Below are 22,177 nucleotides of genomic sequence, written 5' to 3'. Positions count from 1 at the left end.
CAGCTGTTATCCATGAGGACTTGTAAAATGAGCCATCTAAATCGCAAAACTACTCTGTTTCAGATATCTGGTGGGGCAATTCAGCGAGTTTCCCTGGCAGTTGTTTCCGCTGCTGTGGCGATCGGTTTAGGTAGCTGTGCTCCTCCGGATGAGCCAACGGGAGCAGGGGATTCTCCTGAAGCTGAGGTGGCGACTGAAACTGGAGCATCACCCACTGGAGAATTACAGGTCGTTACCACAATCTTGCCCGTGACCCAATTCACCAGAGCAGTGGCAGGCGATCGGGCGGAAGTGTCTCAGCTCTTGCCCTACAATGTTGATCCCCACGATTTTCAAGCTCGTCCAGAGGATGTGCAACGGCTAGCCCAGGCGGATGTGCTCGTCATCAATGGGTTAGAGATGGAGTTCTTTTTGGATGATTTAATTGCGAATGCAGAAAATCCAAATTTAACAACGATCGACAGCAGTGAAGGCATTGCCTTAATCTCAAATGAAGACATTGGAGTCGAGGGGCACAGTCACGGGCACAGCCATGATCATGACCACGATGATGACCATGATCACGACCATGATCATGACCACGACCACGATCAATCTGAATCTGGACATCACCATGCCCACGGTGAGTATAACCCCCACATCTGGCTTGACCCCATGCGAGCCATGCAGCAGGTGGAAAATATTCGCGATGGCTTGATTGCGGCTGATCCCGATGGAGAGGAAACTTACACGGCCAATGCAGCCGTTTTTATTGAACAGCTTCAGGAATTAGATGCTGAATTCGCAGAAATGCTGCAACCCTTTGCGGGACAGACCTTTGTGGCCTTCCATGACTTCGCTCCTTACTTTGCCGATCGCTACAACCTGGAAACTGAATACCTGGTCGATATTCCCGCTGCCAATCCTTCCCCAGAGGATGTCCGGCGCATCTCAGAGACAGTGCAAGCTGAGAACTTGAAAGCCCTGTTGGCGGAACCCGCAGCCGAAGGTCAATTCGTTTCCCTGCCCAAGACCTGGATGTAGGGGTCAGTTCCTTTAACCCGATCGAGGTGGGTAGCGGGCCAGAATCTCTCGAACCCGAATACTACTTTACGGTCATGCGCCAGAATGTTGAGAATCTGGTGGAAGCCTTTGGCGGCTCGGCTCAGTCTTCTCTACCCTCCTTCCTGCGATTGTGGAAGCCCCAGCCAGTTGCTATGATGCCTCAGGCAGTGCGTTTAAGAAGTTGACGAGGTGCGAGTTGAAAGAGCCGGTTTTGGCAGTGGAGGATTTGACGGTTTACCGGGAGACGCACCTGGCGGTAAAGGAAGTTTCCTTTGCTTTAGAGGAGGGAACCGATACGGCGATCGTCGGACCCAATGGAGCTGGAAAGAGTACCTTGATTCAGGCGATTTTAGGAATCTTGCCACGCCAGTCCGGTCAGGTTTTAGTTTTAGGAAAACCCCTGAGCCGATCGGGTCGTCTGCCCTCCTCCATTCGTCAGCAACTTGCCTACTTGCCGCAAAACTTTTTGTTCGATCGCCGCATTCCCATTACCGCTGCCGAGTTGGTTGGACTGGGCTGGGATCGGGTCGGCATGCAATTGCCCTGGGTAGGTCAACGGGAACGGCGGTTGGCGATCCGGCAGGCATTGGCGCGAGTGGATGCCCTCCATCTCAGCCGCAAGCTGATTAGCGGGCTGTCGGGAGGGGAAATGAAGCGAGTGCTGTTAGCCTACTGTCTGGTGCGTCCCCGTCGCCTGTTGATTCTGGATGAAGCGCCAGCCGGATTAGATATTCGCAGTGAGTCGGATTTTTATCGTCTTCTGTACGAACTCAAATACGAACAACAGTGGACAATCCTACAAGTTTCCCATGATCTGGATATGGTCAGGCAGCACTGCGATCGCGTGTTGTGCCTGAATCAAAGTTTGCGCTGCCAGGGAATTCCAGAACATACCCTCTCTGCGGATAATCTAGTAGCAGCCTATGGGACAGAGTTTGTACGGTATCGTCATCAGCATTAATCCCCACTCCCCATGACCGACCTCACCCGCATCATCGAACTCTTCCAACTCCCCTTCATGCAGCGTGCCGTAATGAGCGGCATTCTTACCGGGTTGATGGGGGGAATGTTGGGCAGTTTTACAATCCTGCGGCAACTGTCATTTTTTAGTGATGCCTTGGGGCATTCTGCTTTGTTGGGAATTAGTATCGGCGTGTTGTTGGGAATCAATCCGACCGCCGTACTGTTACCCTTTGCGGTGATCTTTGCGTTGGGTGTGACGTACCTGTTAGAAAAAACGCAATTATGGACGGATGCACTGCTGAATATTGTGTATTCTTCCTCGTTGGCGATCGCCGTCATTCTCTTAACGTTTGTGGGCACCTATACAGGCGGATTAAATAATCTTTTATTTGGCGATATTTTGGCAGTGCGACAGGCTGATTTGATGTTTAGTGTGGTGCTGCTGGTTGCCTGTACGCTGTTCATTGGGTTGACGCTACGAACGCAGATGCTCTTAACGTTGCATGAGCCATTGGCGATTTCTAAGGGAGTGTCTGTATCAATTCACCGGACTATCTTTATTGTGTTACTGGCGTTGGTCGTGGGAATATCCATTCGGGCGATCGGGGTATTGTTGATCAGTGCGTTTGTGGTGATTCCTGCCTGCGCCTCACGGTTGATCAGCCGCAGGTTTTCTCACTATGTCATTTTCTCTGCTTTAATTGGCGCAGTTAGTGCCGTTTTGGGCATGATTCTTTCTGCCTGGTTTAATTTCCCTTCCGGCCCCAGCATTGTTGTTACCCAACTCGCCATCTTTTTGAGTACGATGATTTTTCCCCGGTTGCTACTTCTGTCCAAACGCTGATTCTAAGGCACCCTGCCCCAAAAACAATGCCTCACCCCGATCGCCCCCTGGTTCCAAATTTTCTGCTGCTCATTCTGCTGTTTTTCTCTGGGTTTGCAGCCCTGGTGTATCAGGTGCTATGGGTGCGGGAGTTGGGGCTATTGTTTGGCAGTACGGCTCAGGCAGCGGCTCTGACGATCGCCATTTTCTTTACGGGGTTAGCGGCTGGCGGTTGGTTTTGGGGACATCGCGCCCACCAGTTTGCCTCCAGTTTGCGCGGGTTTGGCTGGGTGGAAATAGGGGTGGCGGTCACTGCCCTGGGGCATTTTGTGCTGGTGGATGCCTACCATGCGCTGTATCCCTTGCTTTACGCCACGGTCGGTCATTCTGTGATTCTGGATACGCTGGCAAAAGCCCTGATTGCCGCTACGTTGCTTCTGCCTGCTGCGTTTCTCATGGGCGGTACATTGCCGCTGATGGTGCAGCATTGCGTGCGCTATCCCGATCAATTAGCCAGGGTCGGTACTCGGCTCTATGCGGTCAATACGGCAGGATCAGCATCGGGAGCATTGGCAACGGGATTTGTGTTGCCGTTGGTGCTGGGGTTTCGTCATACCTATTTGCTGGCGATTGGCATCGACTTCACGGTGGGGCTGCTGGCGGTCTTACTGTCGGTGTTCTGGGTGGGGCAGGGCAAATCTCAGGCGATCGCCTCAAACGTGTCACAACAGCCCCTTCAGCCCGATCGCCCACCCCTGTCTCAGGCGCGATCGCCCCACCTTTCCCTTCCGCTGCCTCTGATCTGGGTTACAGCCTTCTCCTCCGGGTTTGCCACCCTGGGAATTGAGGTGATCTGGACGCGGCTGTTTTCCCAGGTCTTGCAAAACTCAGTCTATACCTATGCCCTGGTGCTTTCGACATTCCTGCTTGCCCTGTCCCTGGGCGCGACGATCGCCAATGCCCTGGCTCGGCTCCCGCGTCCGGCTCCCCTGCTGATTCTAAGCGGACTCCTGCTGCTGGTGAGTAGTGTGACGGCAGTGTCTCCCTGGTTGTTTTATCACAGCACCGATGGACTCTCGTACCTGGGGCGCGATCTGGGATGGGGTGGGTACTTGCTGGCGATCGCCCGTGGGGCAGGTCTGGTGATGCTCTTGCCGGGAATAGTGCTGGGAGCCGTATTACCCTACTTGATGCGACTGCTAGAAGCCGATCCGCGTCAGCCCAGTGAACGCATTGGACGGTTGATCGCAGCAGATACAACGGGGGCAATTTTGGGTTCGCTGACCGCAGGCTTTCTCTTGCTGCCCACGGTGGGAGCGTGGCGGAGTTTGCTCCTGCTGGCTGGACTTTACCTGGTAACGCTGACGGCGATCGCGCTCAGTCGGTTCACCGTCCCTCGCCTGATCGGGGCAGGATTAGCGGTGGCGATGGTGATTCTGCTCACGGGAATCAATCTGGAAACCTTGCAGGCTGTCCCGATCGGCACCCGTGCCAGCGATCGCGTGGTAGAAGTGCAGGAGGGTTCCCATGCCACAGTTGCCGTGGTCGATGCGGCAGGTGGCGGACGGGCGATTCGGGTCAATACGTACTACACCCTGGGCAGTTCCCGCAATTTGCACCTGGAGCAAAACCAGACCGTCGTTCCCCTGATGCTCCATCCAAAACCAGACTCGGTGTTTTACCTGGGGATGGGAACAGGCATCACGGCAGGGGCAGCCCTGGCGTTTCCGGTGGAGCGGGTGGTGGTGTGTGAGCTATTGCCGGAGGTGGTGGCACTCTCGCAACGGCACTTCACCGCCTGGACTCGCGGATTATTTGAGGATGAGCGAGTCACGGTCTATGCCGAGGATGGGCGCAATTGCCTGAGTCGGAGTGGCGATCGCTACAACATGATCATCAGCGATTTGTTTACACCCTGGGAGCGGGGAACGGGGAATCTCTATACCCTGGAAAATTATCGAATGGCGAAAGAACGCCTGGAGTCCGACGGCATGTTTGTTCAGTGGGTTCCCCTCTATCAGGTGTCGCAGCGAGAGTTTGGCATCATTGCCCGCACGATGGCAGAGGTGTTTCCCCAGGTGGTGCTGTGGCGCGGAGATTTAGCCCCCAGTCGATCGATCGTGGCACTGGTGGGACAAAACCAGGCACAACCGCTTGAGCCACAGGTGATTGCACGGCAGGGACGGCAGTTGGTGAACCACTTGGGGGTGAGCGATCGCGCTATGACTGATGATGACCTGATCGCGCTCCTGCTCCGCCTGTATGTCGGCAATATCACCGCCAGCGGGTTGTTTGATGACTCTCCCCTCAACACCGATCACTATCCACTGATTGAATATCTGGCTCCCCAAACCCATCGCCAGGTGCAAACGGGGGCTACCCGTTTCCTGGTGGGTTCTGAGCGAGAACGGCTCTATGAGGAACTTCGGGCGGCAGTCACCCCTGAAGCTGATCCTTACCTGGCAAACCTCACGCCAACTCAGTATGGCGCTGTGGCAGCAGGGTACCATTACTCCCGATATGCTCAGTTGTCTGACCAGGGGAACGAAGTGCAAGCCCGTTCGGATCTTGAGAAGTTTCAGGCGCTTTCTCCTCCCGATGCCGTGAGAAATTTATCTCCCGCCAGAGTGCTATTGAGCCGATGATACATTGGGGAGTGCTGTGAGTTTGACAACACAAAGATACTGAGAAGCAGGACGCTTTAGACAATTGACCGTGGCGGATTGCTGAACTTAACGAAAATTTGGTTCTCTTCTCAAGGATGAACGCGAAGAGAACGCTGGGTTGCCTGAACTTGTAATTCTGGTTCAGGGCGCGATCGGTTAGGTGGAAGCGGACATAGCAGAGTTGCAGGGAATTTTGCGAAAATTGGGTGAGGATATGAATTGGTAAGTGCGGAGGTAGCGACGATGGAAAGTATTAAGGTACGTCGGCGTGTTGGTCAAGATGGCATTCTCCATCTCGATGATTCCTTCTGGTTCACGCTAATGCATGAGTTGGGGCATATTGTGGCAGGGCATCAGGGAAGTTATCTGGATGATTTGGGGAATCTGGCGGTGAATGATGAGGAGTTGGAAGCAAACCAACTGGCTGCTAACTGGCTGATTGACCCGATCGCACTTCAAGAGTTTGTTGCGAAGAATCAACCCCGGTTTTCTCGAAAGGCGATCGAACAGTTTGCACAAGAGCAAAGACGGCATCCGGGTATTATTTTGGGACGATTGCACAATGAGGGTGTTATTCCTCACAGAAGTTTGAGAACACTTCTGGTCAAAGTTAGCCTATTTTTTGAGCCAGTCAACCTCGTCCGTTGATTAACAGAATGGTTGTGGCTGTGCCGAATTGCAAGGAATTTTGCCAGAATTGAATGAAGATATTAGCTTGTAGGGGCGGAGGGAAAACTATGCGCAGCATCACACTGAAATCTCATATCGGTAGTGATGGTCTTTTGAAGGTTCATTTACCTGATATGAAAGATACGGATGTTGAAGTTGTCATTGTTTACCAAACTAGCGGGCCCAAAGAGGTTGAAGCGATCGATCTTTCGCAGTTTTACGGCTGTATTCAGGATGACTCATTCTTCAGACACCCTCAACCCGAACAACCGGAACGCGAACTTCTGGAATGAATTATCTTCTTGATACCAATATCTGCATCGTCTACTTAAAGGGCAGGAATTTGAACTTAAAGCTGCCTTTTGATGATCTTGCGGCTACGACTTTGGGGTGATTCGATCGCAGTTAGAAACTCAAGGAACGCCGATTGGGGCTTATAACTTACAAATTGCGGCGTTAGCGAAGCTCTCCGAAGGAATCGCTTTAGCTAATAATCTAACCCTGGTCACTCACAACACGCGAGAGTTTGGGCGGGTCGAGGGGTTACAGGTAGAGGATTGGGAGCCAGGTAACATGACCTGATCTCAGGCAGCTTGCCCTTGTTTGACCGTTACAGATAACTTTAAGCCTAATTTGTTGAGTAGGGTGACGATCGTGCGTGGGGTATCGGTTTCTGCCATCACACAGCATTTATTGTCTTGCTGTCACTGGTAGTGTGAATTTCAATTGAAGCGATCGGGGTGTTGTTAGTCAGGGCGTTTGTGGTAATTTCTGCCTGTGCAGCCCAGTTGTTGAGACTACATTTACAAGCTACATGGTGCGATCACGCTTGATGTACAGATAAACTAGATTAAATTCGAGGAAGATAGTTTAGATACAAAGTTAAAGCAATGACGGATAGATGCAGATAACAATATCTATTTCATTCAACTTACATTTAGTGTAATTTGATAGAATTGAGAAAATTTACTTACGTCAAAATCGGCTATAGTCTCCACTATATTAACCTCATTAGGTGTCAAATATCGATAACTTTGAGGCGGTCTAAAATTATCCCATTCCTGTCTAAGACGCTCTAAATTTACAGGTTCATGAAAATAGCAAGCTTTACTTAAAAAAATGCCACAGCCTATAGATACACCTTCATAATAGGAACAGAAATCTTGATAGGATATACCAGCTTTTTCTTGAACCTCCTCCCACAAATCTTCGAGTGGTTTTTGAATGACTCGCTGAACTTCAAATACCCCAATTAAAGCTTTTCTAGGTGATGAAGCATAAACAATAACTAGGTCACCTCCACAGAGTCGCGGACGTGTTCTCCGTAGCTCAACCTTCTTGATGCCTCTGAATATCTTATCAGCATATTCCGGGCGTATTGATAGTAGTAGTATTCTGCCTGACATCAGGCTAATCCTCTCTACTAGATTTAAACCTTCTTATTATACAACCTTTCAAATTCTTTGGGAGAAATTTTATAGGGAGATTGAAGGGTTACTTTCTTCTCTAAGATGTTTTGAACCTCTTCAAATGGTATAGGTTTATTAAAGATCTCAGTATCACTAAACTTAATTGCCATTACTTTTTTCTCGAAATTATTATCAGCAGTTTTGAGTACATCATTAAAAGTGTATATACCTAGTCGCCTGAATTGATGAAAAAGATTTTTTGGAGTATCGATAATGATTTCATCGAGGTTAGAACATGCTCGAATTGACTTTACTTGATAGTAATGTCCAGCTTTTCCACCTTGACTCACGTACCATAGAATGCGTCCTGGTGCTGCTAAACCACCTGAATTCTTAGCAGAGCGATAATAAACAACTTCACGCCGAAGAGCAAGCTCTTTCTTAGCTCCAAAAAGATCCTGTTTCGCTAATTCCTCATCAAATAAATTTTCTGCCCACTCAGGGCGAATAGGAATAATAAAAGTAGGAATCTCAGCATCAATAACTTTTGCTGGATAGAGGCTACGCTCAATATGCGATATGAGCTGAACATCACCAAGTGAATCTGGTTGACTAAGAACCGTAGAAAATTGAAGACAAAAGCGATATTCTTGAGATAGTTCGTCAATTAATGAGTTTATATATCTAGATAACTCAGAAGAAGTTTTAGCAGTTGCTAAGTTTGCCCTTAACCATCCATTCTCAACTTGAACAAACTTATCTTGTACCATTGAGTTCACAACGAACTCATCAAGATATCGGTCAATAATCTTTGTAAAGAATCGTCCTTCTTGTGCAGAAGTTCTGATTGATAAAAGCAATAAATGCCGTATAACTGTTGGTGAAAGAGCATAATTTCGCCTGACGCGAAGCATTGGTATTCTTAGCTCATAATCTTTAGATCTATCATAGACAATCAATGCCAGTGGATCTTCTTTCTCATCCCAAATTACATTACACTCAAATCGAGCCCGTTCAGCAATATAATTCTGTAGTCGCTGCTTGAAATCAACTCTAGTTTCGCCATTCTTGTGCGAAAGGAATGATTCTGCCAGTAGATTTTGTTGTCCGGTTTGGAGCAATCGTCTCTCAATCGAGGTTCCTGCTAATCTCACTGGTTGGTAATCAGCTTCTCTTCTTAATCCATCTAGCCGAATAATTAGGTCGCTAGGACGAAGAATGGAAATTTGAAATTCTTGATAAATTGCTTCCTCTTTATCAAGAATTCCTTGGTCACGAGTAATAAAAAATTGGGCATTGGCAGCAATGGCTCTAGCTAAATGTCTAAAGTCTGAGGCATCATTAACTGTCATTCGATCTGGAAAATACTTTGCTAGAGCTTGAGAGATTTTTTCAAAGTCTGCTTGATTACAGGTTACCCTTGTAAAAGTTGTAGAAAAACTTCTTAATTTTTCTCGTCGCGTTTTATCTTCATGGCGATTGATTTCGTTATCAATTTCATCAGTTAGACATAGTTCAATTTCAGATTGAAGCCAGTCGGCTAGTATTGATTTAGAATCTTCGGTTTCTCGATCAACGTTATCTATATCTAAGTCATAAAAAACGTTTGCATCGATTACTGTACATAATTTTGAACCAATTTCTTTCTGTGCCAGAATAGTGAGTAGATTCGGATGTTCGTGCTCTAATTGCCAAATTGTTAAAAGCTTTCCATCCTTACTTCGCCCTGGCTTATCCGTCCGGGCAATAAAGCCAAAAGAAGACCACATCCTATCCAGCCCGTAATCACGCCGACACGACAACTGAATTCCATATAAATCTCGTGTTATCTGAATCAATTTATTAACAAGCCTCTGGGCGACATGCTTACCTCTCCAAGCTTTATCAATACAAAGATGGACTATAGAAGCCTTTTGGTAGGCGACTCGATACATCAGGTACCCAACGCACTCGTCTTGCGGTGAAAGTGCAACAATTACATGCCCCTTAGCTGCATGATCAATAAAACCTCCTTTAGGCATCTGTCCCAATGTTTTAGCATTAGTACGCCCCAATGCCATTACAGCCTCTAAATGAGGTGAGTGGTGGTCTATTGTTTCAATCCTTATTTCAGCTTTCATGGGTAATTGGTTTATTTGAGAAGATTGTTGATAAGTTTAGTGTACCCACAGAAGCTACCCCTCCTACTTCCCTCTCCCCAACCACCCTATGTTCCGGCAACTGCAATCTGCTTGCAATACCCCCAACAACGATACCATCTGACGGCTCATCAACACCTCTACTACCTGTCACGGTCACAAAATTGTAAGCAATGGGTAAAGAGTTGTTTATCGAAGATACTAGAGACTATGAGGCAGCGTGGTTGAGATTGAACATGACCATTCAGAATCCTGACTTATTGATCGCCCATATCAAAGCACTCTGCGATCGCTGGCAGATCACGGAGTTTGCCCTATTTGGTTCAGTTTTGCGGGATGACTTCAACCCAACGAGTGATATTGACGTACTCATCACCTTTGCCCCCAATGTCCGAAAAGGACTGTTGACTCTGGCACGGATCAAGCATGAGTTAGAGGAATTGTTTGGGCGGGAAGTCGATATTTCGACGAAGAAATCGATCGAACAGAGCCAGAACACCAGCCGCAGTCAAGCCATTTTGCGATCGGCTCAGGTGATCTATGTCGCGTGATCAGCAGTCCATTCGGGATACATGGAACGCAGCCCAGGAAATCCTCAGCTTTACGGCAGGCATGGATTATGAATCTCTGATAGCCGATCGCCCACATCTCCTACATCCGATCGCCCTTCTGGCAAATCAGACACATGACCCTGCTTAAATTAAGACAGCAAGCAGGATTGACTCAGCAAGAGCTTGCTGATGCCCTTGGCGTGACTCAAAAAACCATTTCAATTTGGGAAAAGGGAAGCGTTGAACCCAAGTTAAGTCTGCGCCAGACCAAAACCATGATGGAAGTACTGGACTGTACCTTTGACGAACTGCTAGAGGCGATCGAAGGTCAGTAAACAATGGGTCGTTCAAAAAACGTTCAACTGAACGGCAATGTGCCACAATTGCCCACAATTGCGATCGCTCCTAACCTGTTCCTGCTCCGATCGCCCGCCCGATCTGCTTCAAAATTTGCAGCGCATTGCGGAGTTCTTCACCCGACGTAAACGGAGCATACACCCGCGATAGCCCATACAGCCCTTGCTCTTGCTGCACCAGTTTCACGAACAGAATCTCATCCCCATTCGTTACCATGCCAAAACTCGGTTGCTCCGGTTGAGGATTCGCCATTAGATACGCCAACGTTTGCGGCAGTGCCGTCCAAACCGACAACGCCGTTTTCTTAGACTCCAAAACCACCACCCAAAACTGATTCAGCAGCACCAACACATAAATGCGGCCTTGCAGCACCTCTTTCCCATCCTCCAGCGTCAACTGCACCGATGCTTCTGCCCGCACCCGAAACGGGGGATCATAAAAGCCTGCGATTGCCAACAGGGGAGATGCCAGCAACAACGTCACAGTGCCTTCTAATAACTGTCCTTGCGATCGCTGGTAGAGATACCGCCGCCGCAACTCCTCCAGAGCCGATCGTTCAGTCTCAGAAAGTTCCGGCAACTGGGTTTGCCATTCCAGGAAAAACGCCTCATCCTCCGTGCGCGACAGCTCAAATTGTCGCTCTGCTTCAGCCAGCGTTGTAACTGCCTCAGTAATCGCAATGGACATAGCCTGATGAGTATGGGACTGTTCAGTAAGGCAATGCGATCGATTTTAGCATTCGTTAATTCGTGAGCGTTTCAAGACAGCGATCGTCCCTCCTACTGCCCTCCCCCCAACCGCTCCACAAACGCTCTATGCTCCGGTGACTGTAATCCTTCCTGAACCACCTCCAACACCCGCGCCATCTGATGACTTAACAACGCCTCCACTACCAACCATAACCCTGGAAATACCCGACTGCGAATGATGCCATCGGGATCAGGAGAGAGTAATTGATACTCCCCATCCGTCAGCCCAAACCACTCCAGTTGGTTGTCATAGGATTGCCAGATCACATATTCCAGCACCCCATTGCGGCGATAAACCTGCTTCTTGATTCCGGTATCAATGGCAGCACTACTGGCAGCAATTTCCACAATCAATTCTGGTGATCCTTCAATGTAGCCATCAGGGCTGATGCGGGTCTGCCCACCTGCATTTGCTTCAATAAACAAGACGGCATCCGGCTGCGGTTCATTATCTAAATCCAGTCTGACCGTTGGCGCATCGCTCAAGTCAACCCCAGGAGTCATCGCCTGATAGACCCCCAACCATGTCATAACTCGACTGTGGCGCTTGCCGTGTTGTTCATGTCGTAAGGGAGATGCCACGTACACAATTCCTTCGATCAGTTCTGCTTTCTTGATGTGGGGAGAGGCGGCATATCGACGCTCAAATTCAGGGCGAGCCAGGCGATCGCCACTTTGCAGGGGAGGGTAGTTCTGCTCCTGATTGGATTGCGTCTGAGGCAAGTATTCGCGAACCATAGGATAAATCCCCGAAATCGCTGCACACCGTTCACTGTAACAAATCCCTCATCACCAGACATCAGCATACTCTTACCAGAGAAAGCACTAGTACACTGCGGCTTAGGCCTACCATTTGTAGGGCAGGCTTCTAGCCTGCGCGGGCAGGATGCCCGCTCTACGGTAGCTAAACTCACGCCAAGGTCTACTAGGCACTGCATTTTCACTAATCATTTGAATCAAGAATGATAATTATCTTTGTTTAACCCTAGTCAGCTCTGTTCTTCAGCCCCATACCAACCTCTTAACTTTCATTTTTGCGCCACCATCTTATAATATGAGAACGATTATCATTTTAGCTCTCAGGCTAGATCGACATGTCCCCTGCTTCTCGACCTCTGCCCCCAAACCTGGAACGAATTGTTCGGCGGTTTCAGCAAATCACTGAGCCGAAGCGTCGGTATGAATATTTGCTCTGGTTTGCCAAACGGGTGCCAGTTTTGCCAGAAACAGAGCAGGTGACAGCCAATCAGGTTCCGGGATGTGTGTCTCAGGTCTACATCAAAGCCGATCTCCACGATGGTAAGGTCACGTTTCGCGGCACCTCAGATGCCCAAATCACAAAAGGGCTGGCAGGTTTACTGATCGAGGGATTGAATGGACTCACCCCTGATGAAATTCTCCAGTTAACTCCAGACTTTATTCAGCAAACGGGACTGGATGTCAGCCTTACTCCCTCCCGCAGCAATGGGTTTTACAACATCTTCAGATTCATGCAAGCTCAGGTAGCGACCTTTCAATCTGCTAATGCTTCCTCCCTGAATTAAAGAAGAGAATGACCATTTTAATCACTAAGTTTTAACCCAAAAACGAATCAGATTTTGCCCGCAATTCGCAGCAATATTACATCCGATCGATAAACCGCTTTATCCAGGAGGATTGAAATGACTGGTACGATTAACGAAACACAAAGCGCATCGTTGGAAATTCCTAAGCGAGGAATGCCTGTTACTATTATTACGGGCTTCTTAGGGAGTGGCAAAACAACACTCCTCAATCAAATTCTGAGCAACCGTCAGGATTTGAAAGTAGCCGTTCTAGTGAATGAATTTGGTGACATTAACATTGATAGCCAATTATTGGTTACGACCGATGACGACATGGTGGAACTGAGTAATGGCTGTATTTGTTGCACCATTAATGATGGATTGGTGGATGCCGTTTACCGGGTATTAGAACGGGATGATTGTGTTGATTACATGGTGATTGAAACCACCGGAGTTGCCGATCCCTTACCGATCATCCTGACCTTCCTGGGCACCGAATTACGCGATTTGACCCGACTCGATTCAATTATCACCGTTGTTGATGCCGAGGCCTTTACGCCGGAACACTTTGACAGCGAAGCAGCTTTCAAGCAAATTGCCTATGGGGATGTTACCATTTTGAACAAAACCGATCTGGCAGATCCAGACCAGATCCAGAACCTGGAAGCTTATATTAGTACCGTCAAAGAAGGTGCCAGAATCCTACATAGCCAGTATGGCAAAGTACCCCTGCCGTTGATTTTAGATGTCGGCTATAACAACCCAGAAGCCTATGCAGATTTAGTTCAGGATGAAATTGAGCAAACTCAGCGCGATCGCCCTGATCACGCCCATGATCACGCCCATGATCACGCCCACGCTCATTCCAATAGTCACGACCACGATCATGATCATGACCAGCACGCTCACCACGATCATGAACAGCAACATCACCCCCATGAGCATCACCATCACCACTCTGCCCACCTGGATAATGATGGGTTTGTGTCGATCGCCTTTGAGAGCGATCGGCCCTTTAAGGTGAAAAAATTTGAAATCTTCCTGCAAGAACAGTTACCCAAAGAGATATTTCGAGCCAAAGGTATCCTCTGGTTTGCAGAAAGCAACCTCCGCAACGTCTTCCAACTCAGCGGTCCTCGGTTTGACGTGCAGGGAGAAGAATGGCAAACTCCGCCGAAAACCCAGATGGTTTTGATCGGGCGTAACCTGAATGCAGATGAACTGCGACAACAGTTAGCTGCCTGCCTTGCCTGATCCCAACTGACAAATGGCTGTAGCTGAACAAGAACGGCTCTATGACGAGATCCGGGCAGTGCGTTGGCGTGGCAAGATCCAGGTAAAGTGATTGAGTAGAGAAAAATTATTAGGATGCAATTATGAACTTCTGTTTATCTAACTGGGTAACTCCCTCGGCCCTACTAGGCGGTATCTTAATCTCCACTCTGCCGATCGCAGCCCTGCCGGCCCAAGTGCTTTCCGCTCCCGATACGCCTATTTTTGATGGGACTGCGGCTGAAGCGATCGCCCAATCGATGTCCTACACAGCAAGGGCCGAACAGTTTGTTGACCTGATTTTCTCTGCCCAGTATGGCGAGGCACTGGAATACCTGCACCCGATCCTTCGGGAGGCAACCGCAGAAAATAGCCTGGAAGCACGGGTAGAGCGATTTCAGCAGGTGACTGGTCTGTTCCAAGAACGTCGGGATGCACGAGCGGTGGAAAATGTTGTGTTGATTACAACCGAGTTTGAGCATGTGACGGATACGATCGTGATTATTTTTGATGAGTCCGGGCTGATTACGGGCGTTGACTTTCCGCTGCAACCGTTGCAGACGATCGAGGAGTAAACCAGGAAAATCAGAAAATGCATCCATCCTGCTCTTATCCTGACCTTCACTCGTGGCTGTACACCGCTTCAGATCAAAACTGAAAGGTTTATGATTCAGAATGATGAAGCAGGCGGATGCGTCTGTAAACTCTTACCCTTGCAAGCATCTCGACGTTCCTAATGATTTCTATTCCTCAGCTTCAATCCAGTTTGCAGGCAGGCCAGTTTTTAGAGTATCAATGTCAGGCAAATCTGAATTTGTATGATTCGTCTCTGCTGCAAGGACTGGTGACTCAGGCTGTAGCGGGTCGGCAACTGCGGGTTTTGCCCCTGCCCGTGGAAAATGAAGGCAAACTCCAGGGAATGGCGGTTCAGGTGCGGCTCTGTGAAGATGATTACCCCGGTTGGCTGGCTCTGGAAGATCTAGACCTGCTGGAAGTGGCTGAAATCGCCTATCAACCGCTCGCCCTCACGGCAGCCGAAATCTGCGATCGAATTCCCCAGGTGATTGCCTTTGCCCACGCAGCCATGAACCAACCCAATCACTACCTCTGGGGCGGAACGGTGGGGCCAAACTACGACTGTTCTGGACTGATGCAAACTGCCTTTGCAGCGGCAGGAATTTGGCTCCCCAGAGATTCCTATCAGCAGGAAGCCTTCACCCAGCCCCTTTCGCTGGATGCCCTCCAACCGGGCGACCTCGTGTTTTTTGGGCCACCTGAACGGGCTAACCATGTGGGACTGCATTTGGGCGATCGATATTATATCCACAGTTCAGGGCGCGATCGCGGCCGGAATGGGATTGGAATTGATGTGCTATCCGAAGAGGGCGATGAAATCAGCCGGGCCTACTACAAGCTGTTTCGCGGAGTCGGACGGGTAACGCAGTGCTATCAGCCTCGTATCCCGTAGCTATCCCACAATCTCCGTGGTACAGGCTTCGGTGCGCCAATCCTCTCAACCTACCTCTGGACTGTCGGACAAATACTTTAAAAATCAGAAAGGGCATCGACGACTGACCGTGTTTCGTCTCGATGCCCTCGCTGGTTCGCTCCTCACACAATGCTAACGATAGCAAACTGGCACGGATTTGTCACCTGTTTGGAGAAAATATTACATCGGTATGACAAATGGTTTATTTGTCAAGGAATAAAACTTAGTTATGCTTGAGTGCTTTTCCCCGTCACAGCCGAACGGGAGCATCCATCTGAAGCGCCTGGAGCAGGGTATGCAGAACGCTTTGACAAATGAACACCAACCCCAAGCGCGCTTGAGCCAATTCAGGGTGGGTCGATTGCTCTGCTCCAAAAATTCGACAGTGGGCGTGAAATTGCTCAAATGCCTGGCTGAGATCCTGGGCAGTTTCCCCAGCCTGGCTGAGGCAGTGGGTGGAGCGGGATGACTGGCGGTGGGAGCAATTGCAGCGAGGCGATCGAGCACATCAATGATCTGAATAATCAATTGCAGTTCTGCGGGATGGGTGCAGCGGAGCGCGGGGGGGATGTCCTGGGCGGGATCGCATTGGAGCCAGGGGATAGGATAGGGTTGAAGGATGGACTGGCTGCTTTTGCGTGAGGCGGTTTGTTGGTCTGGATGAAACCCACGGATCCATCCTCCTAAAGTTAGCAATGAGCAGCACCGAGCATGGCTGTGCAAAATTGGGAAAAAATCGATCGATTCTAGCTGGGGCGGGGTTGGACTGGCAGCCACTGACCCTGAGGGATTTTTCTGATCCGGCTCGATCAGGACTCGATCGCCCCATGCCGTAAATTCAACTAGTTCTTGCAGCCATTTCGCCAAACCGCGATCGGTTAGACTGAAGTAAATCCACCCTGAAGATTCCACAGAAATCGTCACATCCTCTGCTGTGAGGTTTCCGTACCTGTACCCAACTGGGCTTGCTTCTTCAACGTCAAGGGGCTGCTCCGTCCTGAGGTTCCAGAAGGCTTGCTGGAGTTCCTCCCCGATCCAGTCAGCCAGATCCAGAGGAGTTACGGTCGGCGTTTGAGCCATCTTAAGTGCGATCGCCGAGGCATAGCAGATGCGATCGTCCCGATGAATCCGCTGGAGGGGAATCTTCTGGAGGTCAGAGGATTGCGCTAGAAGCGGAATCAGCGATCGGAGATGGCCTACCTCTTCAGAAAGAGACTGCGTATTTTCAGGGAAAAATAGGATTTTTTGTAGCCTATTGACTAGTATTACTTTGGGGGCAAGATATACGATATGCGACAGGCTCATGTCGTTTTTGCTCCAATCGGTTATTCTTCCAGTTATTCTTCCAGCCTTGCAGTTTCTTTGAGGAGCCTTTTGCGTTAGTTCCGTATTTTCTCGGTTTTCTAAATTGCAGATTTACGAAATCTTTCACTAAATCTTTAAAGTCACGATAAAGTTTGAAATAAGGAGCATAAAGAGAACGTTAGAGTATTTAATGTAATATTGATAACTCAGTGCTTCTCTCTACCCTGTTAAAAAAAGAAAGGTAAGCTGATTCTACCCTGCAAATTTGATTAGGGAGTTTATTCAACTTCTTACCTATTCTCAGTCCAGAGTCCCCCCTTCTCTACTGAACCTTAGTAGCTCCCTTGTATGTTCTCAGTGTCTACACAATCCGAAACATCACGACCTTTCCTAACCTGGCAAAGGATCTTAGATTGGGCGCAAGAGCATTACCGCTGTCGCTCTTTCAATAAAGATGAACGAATCCCAGCCCGCGCTGGGTTGCTCTATCTTGTCCAAAAGGGTGCAGTCCGTCTAGTGGGCGAGGCCCAGGTCAGTGCATCTGCTCAAAGTGGTTCATCTCGAATGCCCCGAATTAACTCAGAGGAAGCGTTTCTAGGGTTTGTCGGTGCTGGTCAGCCCTTTGAGATTGTCGCGCAGTCTCCATTTACGCTCCAGAGTTTTGCCCACGTCGATCAAACCTCTGTGATCTGGCTGTATTGGCACGATCTGGACAACTGGCCCCACTTTCGCCGCGAAGTTCTGGATGCTTTTCGCTATCAACATCAGCGGAAGCTTTTGTGGTTGAGCACCCTCGGACAACGCCGCACGATCGATCGCCTGTTGGGTTTTTTGACCCTGCTGATCGAAGAGTTTGGCGAACCCTGTGAGGAAGGCTACTATTTGCCCTGGGCCCTGACCCATGCCCAAATTGGTAGTGCGATCGGTTCTACCCGCGTCACCGTCACCCGTCTAATGGGTAAGCTGCGCCAGAAGGGGTTGATTCGTACCTACGGAGATAACCTACTCTGCTTACCCGCAGAGGCAGTGGTGCGGAATCAAGCCTGATGAGCTGATGAATGGTCTGGTTGAAGCTGAATCTACCGCAGAGGCACAAACCCGGCTCGTCGTAGAGACTCCTGCCCTTGTAGCGTCAACAGTAAATTGGCGTAGGCTTCCCCAGCCTGCTGCTCAAGCTGGCCATCCTGTTTGATGATGACAAACATCCGGCGCGTCAAAGGATAGTCCCCGCTTCTAAACGCCTCAACGTTCAGTTGATTGCGCTGGGCAGGACACTGATCGGGGGGAATCAGTGGAACTTGATAGGGAGTGATCAGTTCATCGGGGCGACGACCCAGGGCGATGGGTTTAATCGTACATTGCCCAACGATTTCGGGCGCAGAAGCATAGTAGATCCCGCCCGGATTTTCAGAGAGCTGACGAATCGCCGTGGTCGTATTGACAAGGAACTGAACTGTGCTGCCCAGGGCTTCTCCTTCTAAAACATTTTCCACAAAGAAATCGACTGTGCCGCCATCCTCCAGACGACGCGAGTAGGGAGTAATGGGCCCGTTAGAACCGCCCACTTCACTCCAGTTGGTGATGCGTCCGGTGTAAATGCCTTTGATCTGCTCCAGAGTTAGCCCAGTCACGGCTGAGTCTGGATGAACCGAAACCGCAATTCCCTCGATCGCCACAGGCACTTCCCGCAGGGTAAAGCCCCGTTGCTGCGCCTCCTGATATTCCTCCGATGCAAGTGGACGGGAGGACTGAGCAAAGGCAAGTTGATTGGATAACAGCATCCGAATGCCTGCTGACGAGCCAGGGGTTCCCGTGACGGGATCGGTATAGCGCAGTTGAAAACGACTCCAGGCACTTCGGATTTCAGGATCGACTTCTCCCCGCACGGGAGCCCAGGTGGTGCTGCCACCGTAGTTAAACAAACCCTCTGGCACATCGGGCACGTCACTAAAGCTCCGGAGATTCGTTGGGTTGGGAGTCGTCGTTGCAGTTCCAGGTTCAGTGGTGCTTTGGCTGCCTGTTTCCTGGGTTGAGTTGCCCTGGGTTGAGTTGCCCTGGGTTGAGTTGCCCTGGGAGGAGGCTGCTGAGTTCTCACCTTGCCCAGGCGGGTTGCTGGTGCGCTGCATCCACCACCAGACTCCACCGCCAAGTAATCCAGCGGTAATCAACAGGGACGCGATCAGCGCAGGGGCCTCATTCTTTTGAGCCATAGGTTTCTTATTTGCCTACTTAGTCTACCGGGACAAAATCATAACCGTAACTCGATCGATTACCGGGTTGAATCTCCACTAATTGCATGGGTTGGTTGCGATCCCCCGATGCCAAAAAGCGGATCATGCCTGTGGCTCCTTCAATCTCAAAGTTGGAGTTAGAGAGCGTTTGTTGAACCCCCTGTCGGGTCGGGTTGCGGCTTAATCCTTCCGCTAACACCTGCACCGCATCATAGGCCATCGCCGTACGCCAGTTGACATCTCCGCCCCAGAGGGATTGGGAGGCAGCGACAAAGGGCGATCGAAAATTCGGTGAGATCACCCAGGGGACGGCAACCACCATTCCCTCTGCATCCTGCTGTCCCTGTTCTAACACTCTGGGATTGAATAGACTATCCCCTCCCAGGATAGGACGCTCCCCCCGATTTTCTTGAATCACCTGCAAAGCTTGATCAAGGGTGGGTGTATTCGTGGCAAGCACCAGGACTTCTGCTCCCCGCTGATCGGCCTGTTGTAGAGAGGAACGCGCATTGAAGCCAGAGACAGAGACATCAATCTCGTCAACCACCTGCCCTCCCCCCGTACTCAGAGCTGTAATGAACTGATTTTTCAGGGATACGCTGTAATCGCTGGCAGAGTTGAAGTACACAACGGCATTCTGCTCCTGTAAATCATCCACCATATGGCTAGCCAGGGTGGAAGCCGTAAACCGATCGCTCGGCACAGTTCGGAACACGTGGCTGCCTAAACTGGAAAGCTGCACCGAGGTACTGGTGGGCGAAACCATCACCAATCCGCCCTGATCGTAAACCTCTGCGCCGGCCAGAGAAGCCTCACTGCCAAAATGTCCTACCACACCCAATACAGTTGAATCCGCCACCAGGGACTCTGCCACTTCTGCCACCACTTCCGGCTCGTTATCATCACTGACAATTAGAACCCGCAGGGGAGTCCCATTAATCCCACCCGCCTGATTGATCTCATCCTGGGCCTGGGCCACACCCCGCAAAATTTCCAGGGCAGGATTTAGGGAAGTATCCACGGGAACAGCAACGGCGATCGTGTAGGAGGATTGATTGCCAATCCGAGCATTATTGAGGTAGATCAGGGCTTCCGGGTCGTTTCGATTCTGCCGATCTTGAAAGTGCTGTTCTAATTCAGCCACTGCCTGATCATAGTCCCCATTTGCCAGGGCGTTGATCGCTGCCTGCTTTTCAGCCGTAGCCCCTTCCGTTACCAGCAGCCGATCGCCCGCACTGAATCGATCGCGTAATGTTCTGGGCCGATTGCTCGCTGTCCCTGTTTCTCCAGGTTGAATGGATGTGCCACCTTCAAAACCACCGACGTTGAAGCGATTCCCCAGCCACGAGACTCCAATACCAATCAGGGCAAGCGTAGCAAGCAATGCCAAAAGTAACTTAAAAGTTTCGTTTTTTTGTGTCATGGATGGCTATTCGCAATAGGAGATTACACCTTTACCTCAGATTAGCCTTTACAAGAACTGAGAGAGTAAGTTGTAAATTAAGCGAAATACAATCGTAATCGCAACGGCCAGCAATGCTGCAAATCCAGCCGCAATTAAGATAAACACCACCCTGCCCCCGGCTGCTTCCGCCAGCCCGGCTGTAACAATCCCGCTCAGTCCTGGAATAAACAGCACAATCAGCAGTGTGATAACAGCAATAATAACTAAATCGACTTTTTCAATCCAGCGACGATTTTGGGCAAAAATGATCCCACCGAGGACACCGAGGAGAATCACCCAAAAAGCAGGTGTGACGATCGTTCCCAGGACGCTGGCCAGGGCGATCGCCACCAGACCTCCTTCAAAACCCGTAAAGGCGGCATCTCCAATCACCTCCATCAGGGAGAAGGGAGTCCGGGACACCGGGGGGGCAGCCATGGGTTTCGGGGGAGCCGACGGCACGGTGGGAGGAACGGGTTGGGCGGGAACCGATGGCACGGTGGGGGGAACGGGTTGGGCCGTGGGTGCGGGGGTGGGAGCGGGTTGGGGGCGAGCCGAAGCGTGTAAAGCTTCCAGGACTTGTTCCGCCGACTGAAACCGCTGATTGGGGGCAGGCAGTAGGAGCCGATTTAAAATAGCCGCTATTCGATCGCTGACTTGCACCTGAGATTGCCAGTTAAAACTATTGCTCTGGGGATCAAACAAATCGTGGGGCTGTTTCCCAGTTAATAGCGTAATGCAGGTCACAGCCAGGGCATACAGGTCGGTGGCTGGGTAAACCACGCTCCCGGACACCTGCTCTGGAGGGGCAAACCCCCTGGAGTAAATTCCCGTCGATCGCCCCGGAGGCTGTCCGGCAATTGAGGCGGTCGTTGTCACCTGCTTCACGGCACCAAAATCCAGCAGAAAGTACTCCCCGTTCCGATGTAGCATAATGTTGGACGGCTTAATGTCTCGGTGAATCGAGTGGTTGTCGTGAACGAACTTAAGTACCTTGAGGATCGCCTCCATCATCTGAGTCACCGACGCTTCCGACATCGCCCCCTGCTGTTCCAGTAGCTCCTCCATATTTTTGCCATCAATGTATTCCTGGGCCAGGTAAAAGAACCGCTCGGTTTCGCCGGGGGTACGGCTGGGCACGTCTAGCTCAAAAAAAGCCAGGAGATTGGGAATTTGGGGATGGCGGTTGCCTAAACTTTCTAAAACTTCTGCTTCGCGCTCAAACAGCCGTTGGGCCAGCTGAAGCTGATCAGGCGTGAGATTGCCAGAGGGCTGAAACTGCTTCACCACACACTGCCGCATGGTCGGCGTATATCGATCGATCGCCAGAAATGCAGCCCCAAACCCGCCTCGACCCAATAGCTTGAGCGGTAAGTATCGTCCTGCCAAAATTTGCGGCATGCCGCAGGTGACGCAAAACTTCTGTGATGTGGACTTCAATGTAGTGGTGTCGTCCAGATCCAGAAAACGATTGATCGGTCGGGGACAGGTTGGACGGGTGCATTGAAGTTCCATGTGTGGTG

19 protein-coding genes and 5 pseudogenes are annotated in these 22,177 nt (G+C 50.3%); 16 read left to right on the top strand and 8 right to left on the bottom strand.

Annotated features, from left to right (window positions below):
* The first annotated feature begins 27 nt into the window (after positions 1-27).
* From ACM1PF_RS15000 to ACM1PF_RS14965, 8 genes and pseudogenes are all read left to right on the top strand, one after another.
* Positions 28-1,229 (top strand): annotated as a pseudogene (locus ACM1PF_RS15000) (metal ABC transporter solute-binding protein, Zn/Mn family).
* Positions 1,230-1,240: 11 nt separating this feature from the next.
* Positions 1,241-2,005, top strand: coding sequence for a metal ABC transporter ATP-binding protein (locus ACM1PF_RS14995; protein ID WP_416675941.1), 765 nt, complete (start codon positions 1,241-1,243; stop codon positions 2,003-2,005).
* Positions 2,006-2,017: 12 nt separating this feature from the next.
* Positions 2,018-2,851 (top strand): metal ABC transporter permease, encoded by an 834-nt coding sequence (locus tag ACM1PF_RS14990; protein WP_416675938.1) that lies wholly within the window; start codon positions 2,018-2,020, stop codon positions 2,849-2,851.
* A gap of 26 nt (positions 2,852-2,877) precedes the next feature.
* A complete protein-coding gene (locus tag ACM1PF_RS14985) occupies positions 2,878-5,475 on the top strand; it encodes a fused MFS/spermidine synthase (protein ID WP_416675935.1) in 2,598 nt (865 codons plus the stop codon).
* A gap of 321 nt (positions 5,476-5,796) precedes the next feature.
* A pseudogene (locus tag ACM1PF_RS14980) lies at positions 5,797-6,144 on the top strand (ImmA/IrrE family metallo-endopeptidase); the annotation flags it as partial.
* 89 nt (positions 6,145-6,233) lie between these two features.
* Complete coding sequence (locus tag ACM1PF_RS14975; RefSeq protein ID WP_416671335.1) at positions 6,234-6,458, top strand: hypothetical protein; 225 nt, start codon at positions 6,234-6,236, stop codon at positions 6,456-6,458.
* Positions 6,455-6,747 (top strand): annotated as a pseudogene (locus ACM1PF_RS14970) (hypothetical protein). The gene ACM1PF_RS14975 and the pseudogene ACM1PF_RS14970 overlap by 4 nt, the downstream one beginning before the upstream one ends.
* Before the next feature lie 69 nt (positions 6,748-6,816).
* Positions 6,817-6,959 (top strand): annotated as a pseudogene (locus ACM1PF_RS14965) (metal ABC transporter permease); the annotation flags it as partial.
* 132 nt (positions 6,960-7,091) lie between these two features.
* On the opposite strand, the gene ACM1PF_RS14960 reads toward ACM1PF_RS14965, so the two are convergent.
* On the bottom strand, positions 7,092-7,571 hold the full coding sequence (locus ACM1PF_RS14960; protein ID WP_416671339.1) for an ASCH domain-containing protein: 480 nt from the start codon (positions 7,569-7,571) through the stop codon (positions 7,092-7,094).
* Between the two features lie 23 nt (positions 7,572-7,594).
* Entirely contained in the window at positions 7,595-9,694 is a 2,100-nt protein-coding gene (locus ACM1PF_RS14955) for a GNAT family N-acetyltransferase (RefSeq protein WP_416675932.1), read from the bottom strand.
* Positions 9,695-9,885: 191 nt separating this feature from the next.
* On the opposite strand from ACM1PF_RS14955, the gene ACM1PF_RS14950 reads away from it, so the two are divergent.
* The 3 genes from ACM1PF_RS14950 to ACM1PF_RS14940 are packed head-to-tail and all read left to right on the top strand — an operon-like array spanning position 9,886 to position 10,598.
* Positions 9,886-10,263 carry a nucleotidyltransferase family protein gene (locus tag ACM1PF_RS14950; RefSeq protein WP_416671345.1) on the top strand — a complete coding sequence of 126 codons (378 nt, stop codon included), beginning with the start codon at positions 9,886-9,888 and terminating at the stop codon, positions 10,261-10,263.
* Positions 10,253-10,411 carry a hypothetical protein gene (locus tag ACM1PF_RS14945; RefSeq protein WP_416675931.1) on the top strand — a complete coding sequence of 53 codons (159 nt, stop codon included), beginning with the start codon at positions 10,253-10,255 and terminating at the stop codon, positions 10,409-10,411. The genes ACM1PF_RS14950 and ACM1PF_RS14945 overlap by 11 nt, the downstream gene beginning before the upstream one ends.
* Positions 10,398-10,598 carry a helix-turn-helix transcriptional regulator gene (locus ACM1PF_RS14940; RefSeq protein WP_416675929.1) on the top strand — a complete coding sequence of 67 codons (201 nt, stop codon included), beginning with the start codon at positions 10,398-10,400 and terminating at the stop codon, positions 10,596-10,598. Before ACM1PF_RS14945 ends, ACM1PF_RS14940 begins: the two co-directional genes overlap by 14 nt.
* A 70-nt stretch (positions 10,599-10,668) precedes the next feature.
* On the opposite strand, the gene ACM1PF_RS14935 is transcribed toward ACM1PF_RS14940, so the two are convergent.
* Together ACM1PF_RS14935 and ACM1PF_RS14930 are read right to left on the bottom strand one after the other, a co-directional pair.
* On the bottom strand, positions 10,669-11,307 hold the full coding sequence (locus ACM1PF_RS14935) for a type I restriction endonuclease subunit R (RefSeq protein WP_416675927.1): 639 nt from the start codon (positions 11,305-11,307) through the stop codon (positions 10,669-10,671).
* Between the two features lie 92 nt (positions 11,308-11,399).
* Positions 11,400-12,107, bottom strand: coding sequence for a Uma2 family endonuclease (locus ACM1PF_RS14930; RefSeq protein WP_416675924.1), 708 nt, complete (start codon positions 12,105-12,107; stop codon positions 11,400-11,402).
* Between the two features lie 356 nt (positions 12,108-12,463).
* Here ACM1PF_RS14930 and ACM1PF_RS14925 point away from each other — a divergent pair, with 356 nt between their 5' ends.
* The 4 genes from ACM1PF_RS14925 to ACM1PF_RS14910 all read left to right on the top strand — a co-directional run bounded on the left by ACM1PF_RS14925 (position 12,464) and on the right by ACM1PF_RS14910 (position 15,653).
* Positions 12,464-12,913 carry a SufE family protein gene (locus ACM1PF_RS14925; protein WP_416675921.1) on the top strand — a complete coding sequence of 150 codons (450 nt, stop codon included), beginning with the start codon at positions 12,464-12,466 and terminating at the stop codon, positions 12,911-12,913.
* Positions 12,914-13,030: 117 nt separating this feature from the next.
* A complete protein-coding gene (locus tag ACM1PF_RS14920) occupies positions 13,031-14,167 on the top strand; it encodes a CobW family GTP-binding protein (RefSeq protein ID WP_416675918.1) in 1,137 nt (378 codons plus the stop codon).
* A gap of 122 nt (positions 14,168-14,289) precedes the next feature.
* A complete protein-coding gene (locus ACM1PF_RS14915) occupies positions 14,290-14,760 on the top strand; it encodes a hypothetical protein (RefSeq protein ID WP_416675916.1) in 471 nt (156 codons plus the stop codon).
* 161 nt (positions 14,761-14,921) lie between these two features.
* The gene (locus ACM1PF_RS14910; RefSeq protein ID WP_416675915.1) at positions 14,922-15,653 is read left to right on the top strand and encodes a C40 family peptidase; all 732 of its coding nucleotides are present in this window, start codon (positions 14,922-14,924) and stop codon (positions 15,651-15,653) included.
* 271 nt (positions 15,654-15,924) lie between these two features.
* Here ACM1PF_RS14910 and ACM1PF_RS14905 read toward each other — a convergent pair.
* Positions 15,925-16,068 (bottom strand): annotated as a pseudogene (locus ACM1PF_RS14905) (hypothetical protein); the annotation flags it as partial.
* A gap of 1,259 nt (positions 16,069-17,327) precedes the next feature.
* Between ACM1PF_RS14905 and ACM1PF_RS14900 the strand changes: the two are divergent.
* Positions 17,328-18,026, top strand: a complete 699-nt coding sequence (locus ACM1PF_RS14900; protein ID WP_416675912.1) for a Crp/Fnr family transcriptional regulator — start codon at positions 17,328-17,330, stop codon at positions 18,024-18,026.
* Between the two features lie 32 nt (positions 18,027-18,058).
* On the opposite strand, the gene ACM1PF_RS14895 is transcribed toward ACM1PF_RS14900, so the two are convergent.
* Genes ACM1PF_RS14895 through ACM1PF_RS14885 form a run of 3 tightly spaced genes read right to left on the bottom strand, consistent with a single transcriptional unit; the run spans position 18,059 to position 22,169 of the window.
* Complete coding sequence (locus tag ACM1PF_RS14895) at positions 18,059-19,189, bottom strand: PstS family phosphate ABC transporter substrate-binding protein (protein ID WP_416675909.1); 1,131 nt, start codon at positions 19,187-19,189, stop codon at positions 18,059-18,061.
* A gap of 19 nt (positions 19,190-19,208) precedes the next feature.
* On the bottom strand, positions 19,209-20,633 hold the full coding sequence (locus ACM1PF_RS14890; protein WP_416675906.1) for an ABC transporter substrate-binding protein: 1,425 nt from the start codon (positions 20,631-20,633) through the stop codon (positions 19,209-19,211).
* 48 nt (positions 20,634-20,681) lie between these two features.
* A complete protein-coding gene (locus ACM1PF_RS14885) occupies positions 20,682-22,169 on the bottom strand; it encodes a protein kinase domain-containing protein (protein ID WP_416675904.1) in 1,488 nt (495 codons plus the stop codon).
* Between the last annotated feature and the right edge of the window lie 8 nt (positions 22,170-22,177).

Origin of the sequence: Egbenema bharatensis FJBBOT/2019, assembly GCF_048077055.1 — a bacterium.
In the GTDB taxonomy this organism is placed as follows: Bacteria; Cyanobacteriota; Cyanobacteriia; order Elainellales; family Elainellaceae; genus Egbenema; species Egbenema bharatensis.
Note: the sequence above shows the minus strand (reverse complement) of the source record. Positions and strands in the feature narration are given on the sequence as shown.

Excerpts from the sequence above, each read along its gene's own strand:
- ACM1PF_RS14890 (WP_416675906.1), bottom strand. The coding sequence starts at position 20,633 with ATGACACAAAAAAACGAAACTTTTAAGTTACTTTTGGCATTGCTTGCT.
- ACM1PF_RS14945 (WP_416675931.1), top strand. The coding sequence starts at position 10,253 with ATGTCGCGTGATCAGCAGTCCATTCGGGATACATGGAACGCAGCCCAG.
- ACM1PF_RS14910 (WP_416675915.1), top strand. The coding sequence starts at position 14,922 with ATGATTTCTATTCCTCAGCTTCAATCCAGTTTGCAGGCAGGCCAGTTT.
- ACM1PF_RS14950 (WP_416671345.1), top strand. The coding sequence starts at position 9,886 with ATGGGTAAAGAGTTGTTTATCGAAGATACTAGAGACTATGAGGCAGCG.
- ACM1PF_RS14895 (WP_416675909.1), bottom strand. The coding sequence starts at position 19,189 with ATGGCTCAAAAGAATGAGGCCCCTGCGCTGATCGCGTCCCTGTTGATT.
- ACM1PF_RS14885 (WP_416675904.1), bottom strand. The coding sequence starts at position 22,169 with ATGGAACTTCAATGCACCCGTCCAACCTGTCCCCGACCGATCAATCGT.
- ACM1PF_RS14960 (WP_416671339.1), bottom strand. The coding sequence starts at position 7,571 with ATGTCAGGCAGAATACTACTACTATCAATACGCCCGGAATATGCTGAT.
- ACM1PF_RS14975 (WP_416671335.1), top strand. The coding sequence starts at position 6,234 with ATGCGCAGCATCACACTGAAATCTCATATCGGTAGTGATGGTCTTTTG.
- ACM1PF_RS14955 (WP_416675932.1), bottom strand. The coding sequence starts at position 9,694 with ATGAAAGCTGAAATAAGGATTGAAACAATAGACCACCACTCACCTCAT.
- ACM1PF_RS14920 (WP_416675918.1), top strand. The coding sequence starts at position 13,031 with ATGACTGGTACGATTAACGAAACACAAAGCGCATCGTTGGAAATTCCT.
- ACM1PF_RS14925 (WP_416675921.1), top strand. The coding sequence starts at position 12,464 with ATGTCCCCTGCTTCTCGACCTCTGCCCCCAAACCTGGAACGAATTGTT.
- ACM1PF_RS14915 (WP_416675916.1), top strand. The coding sequence starts at position 14,290 with ATGAACTTCTGTTTATCTAACTGGGTAACTCCCTCGGCCCTACTAGGC.
- ACM1PF_RS14985 (WP_416675935.1), top strand. The coding sequence starts at position 2,878 with ATGCCTCACCCCGATCGCCCCCTGGTTCCAAATTTTCTGCTGCTCATT.
- ACM1PF_RS14935 (WP_416675927.1), bottom strand. The coding sequence starts at position 11,307 with ATGTCCATTGCGATTACTGAGGCAGTTACAACGCTGGCTGAAGCAGAG.
- ACM1PF_RS14940 (WP_416675929.1), top strand. The coding sequence starts at position 10,398 with ATGACCCTGCTTAAATTAAGACAGCAAGCAGGATTGACTCAGCAAGAG.
- ACM1PF_RS14900 (WP_416675912.1), top strand. The coding sequence starts at position 17,328 with ATGTTCTCAGTGTCTACACAATCCGAAACATCACGACCTTTCCTAACC.
- ACM1PF_RS14930 (WP_416675924.1), bottom strand. The coding sequence starts at position 12,107 with ATGGTTCGCGAATACTTGCCTCAGACGCAATCCAATCAGGAGCAGAAC.
- ACM1PF_RS14990 (WP_416675938.1), top strand. The coding sequence starts at position 2,018 with ATGACCGACCTCACCCGCATCATCGAACTCTTCCAACTCCCCTTCATG.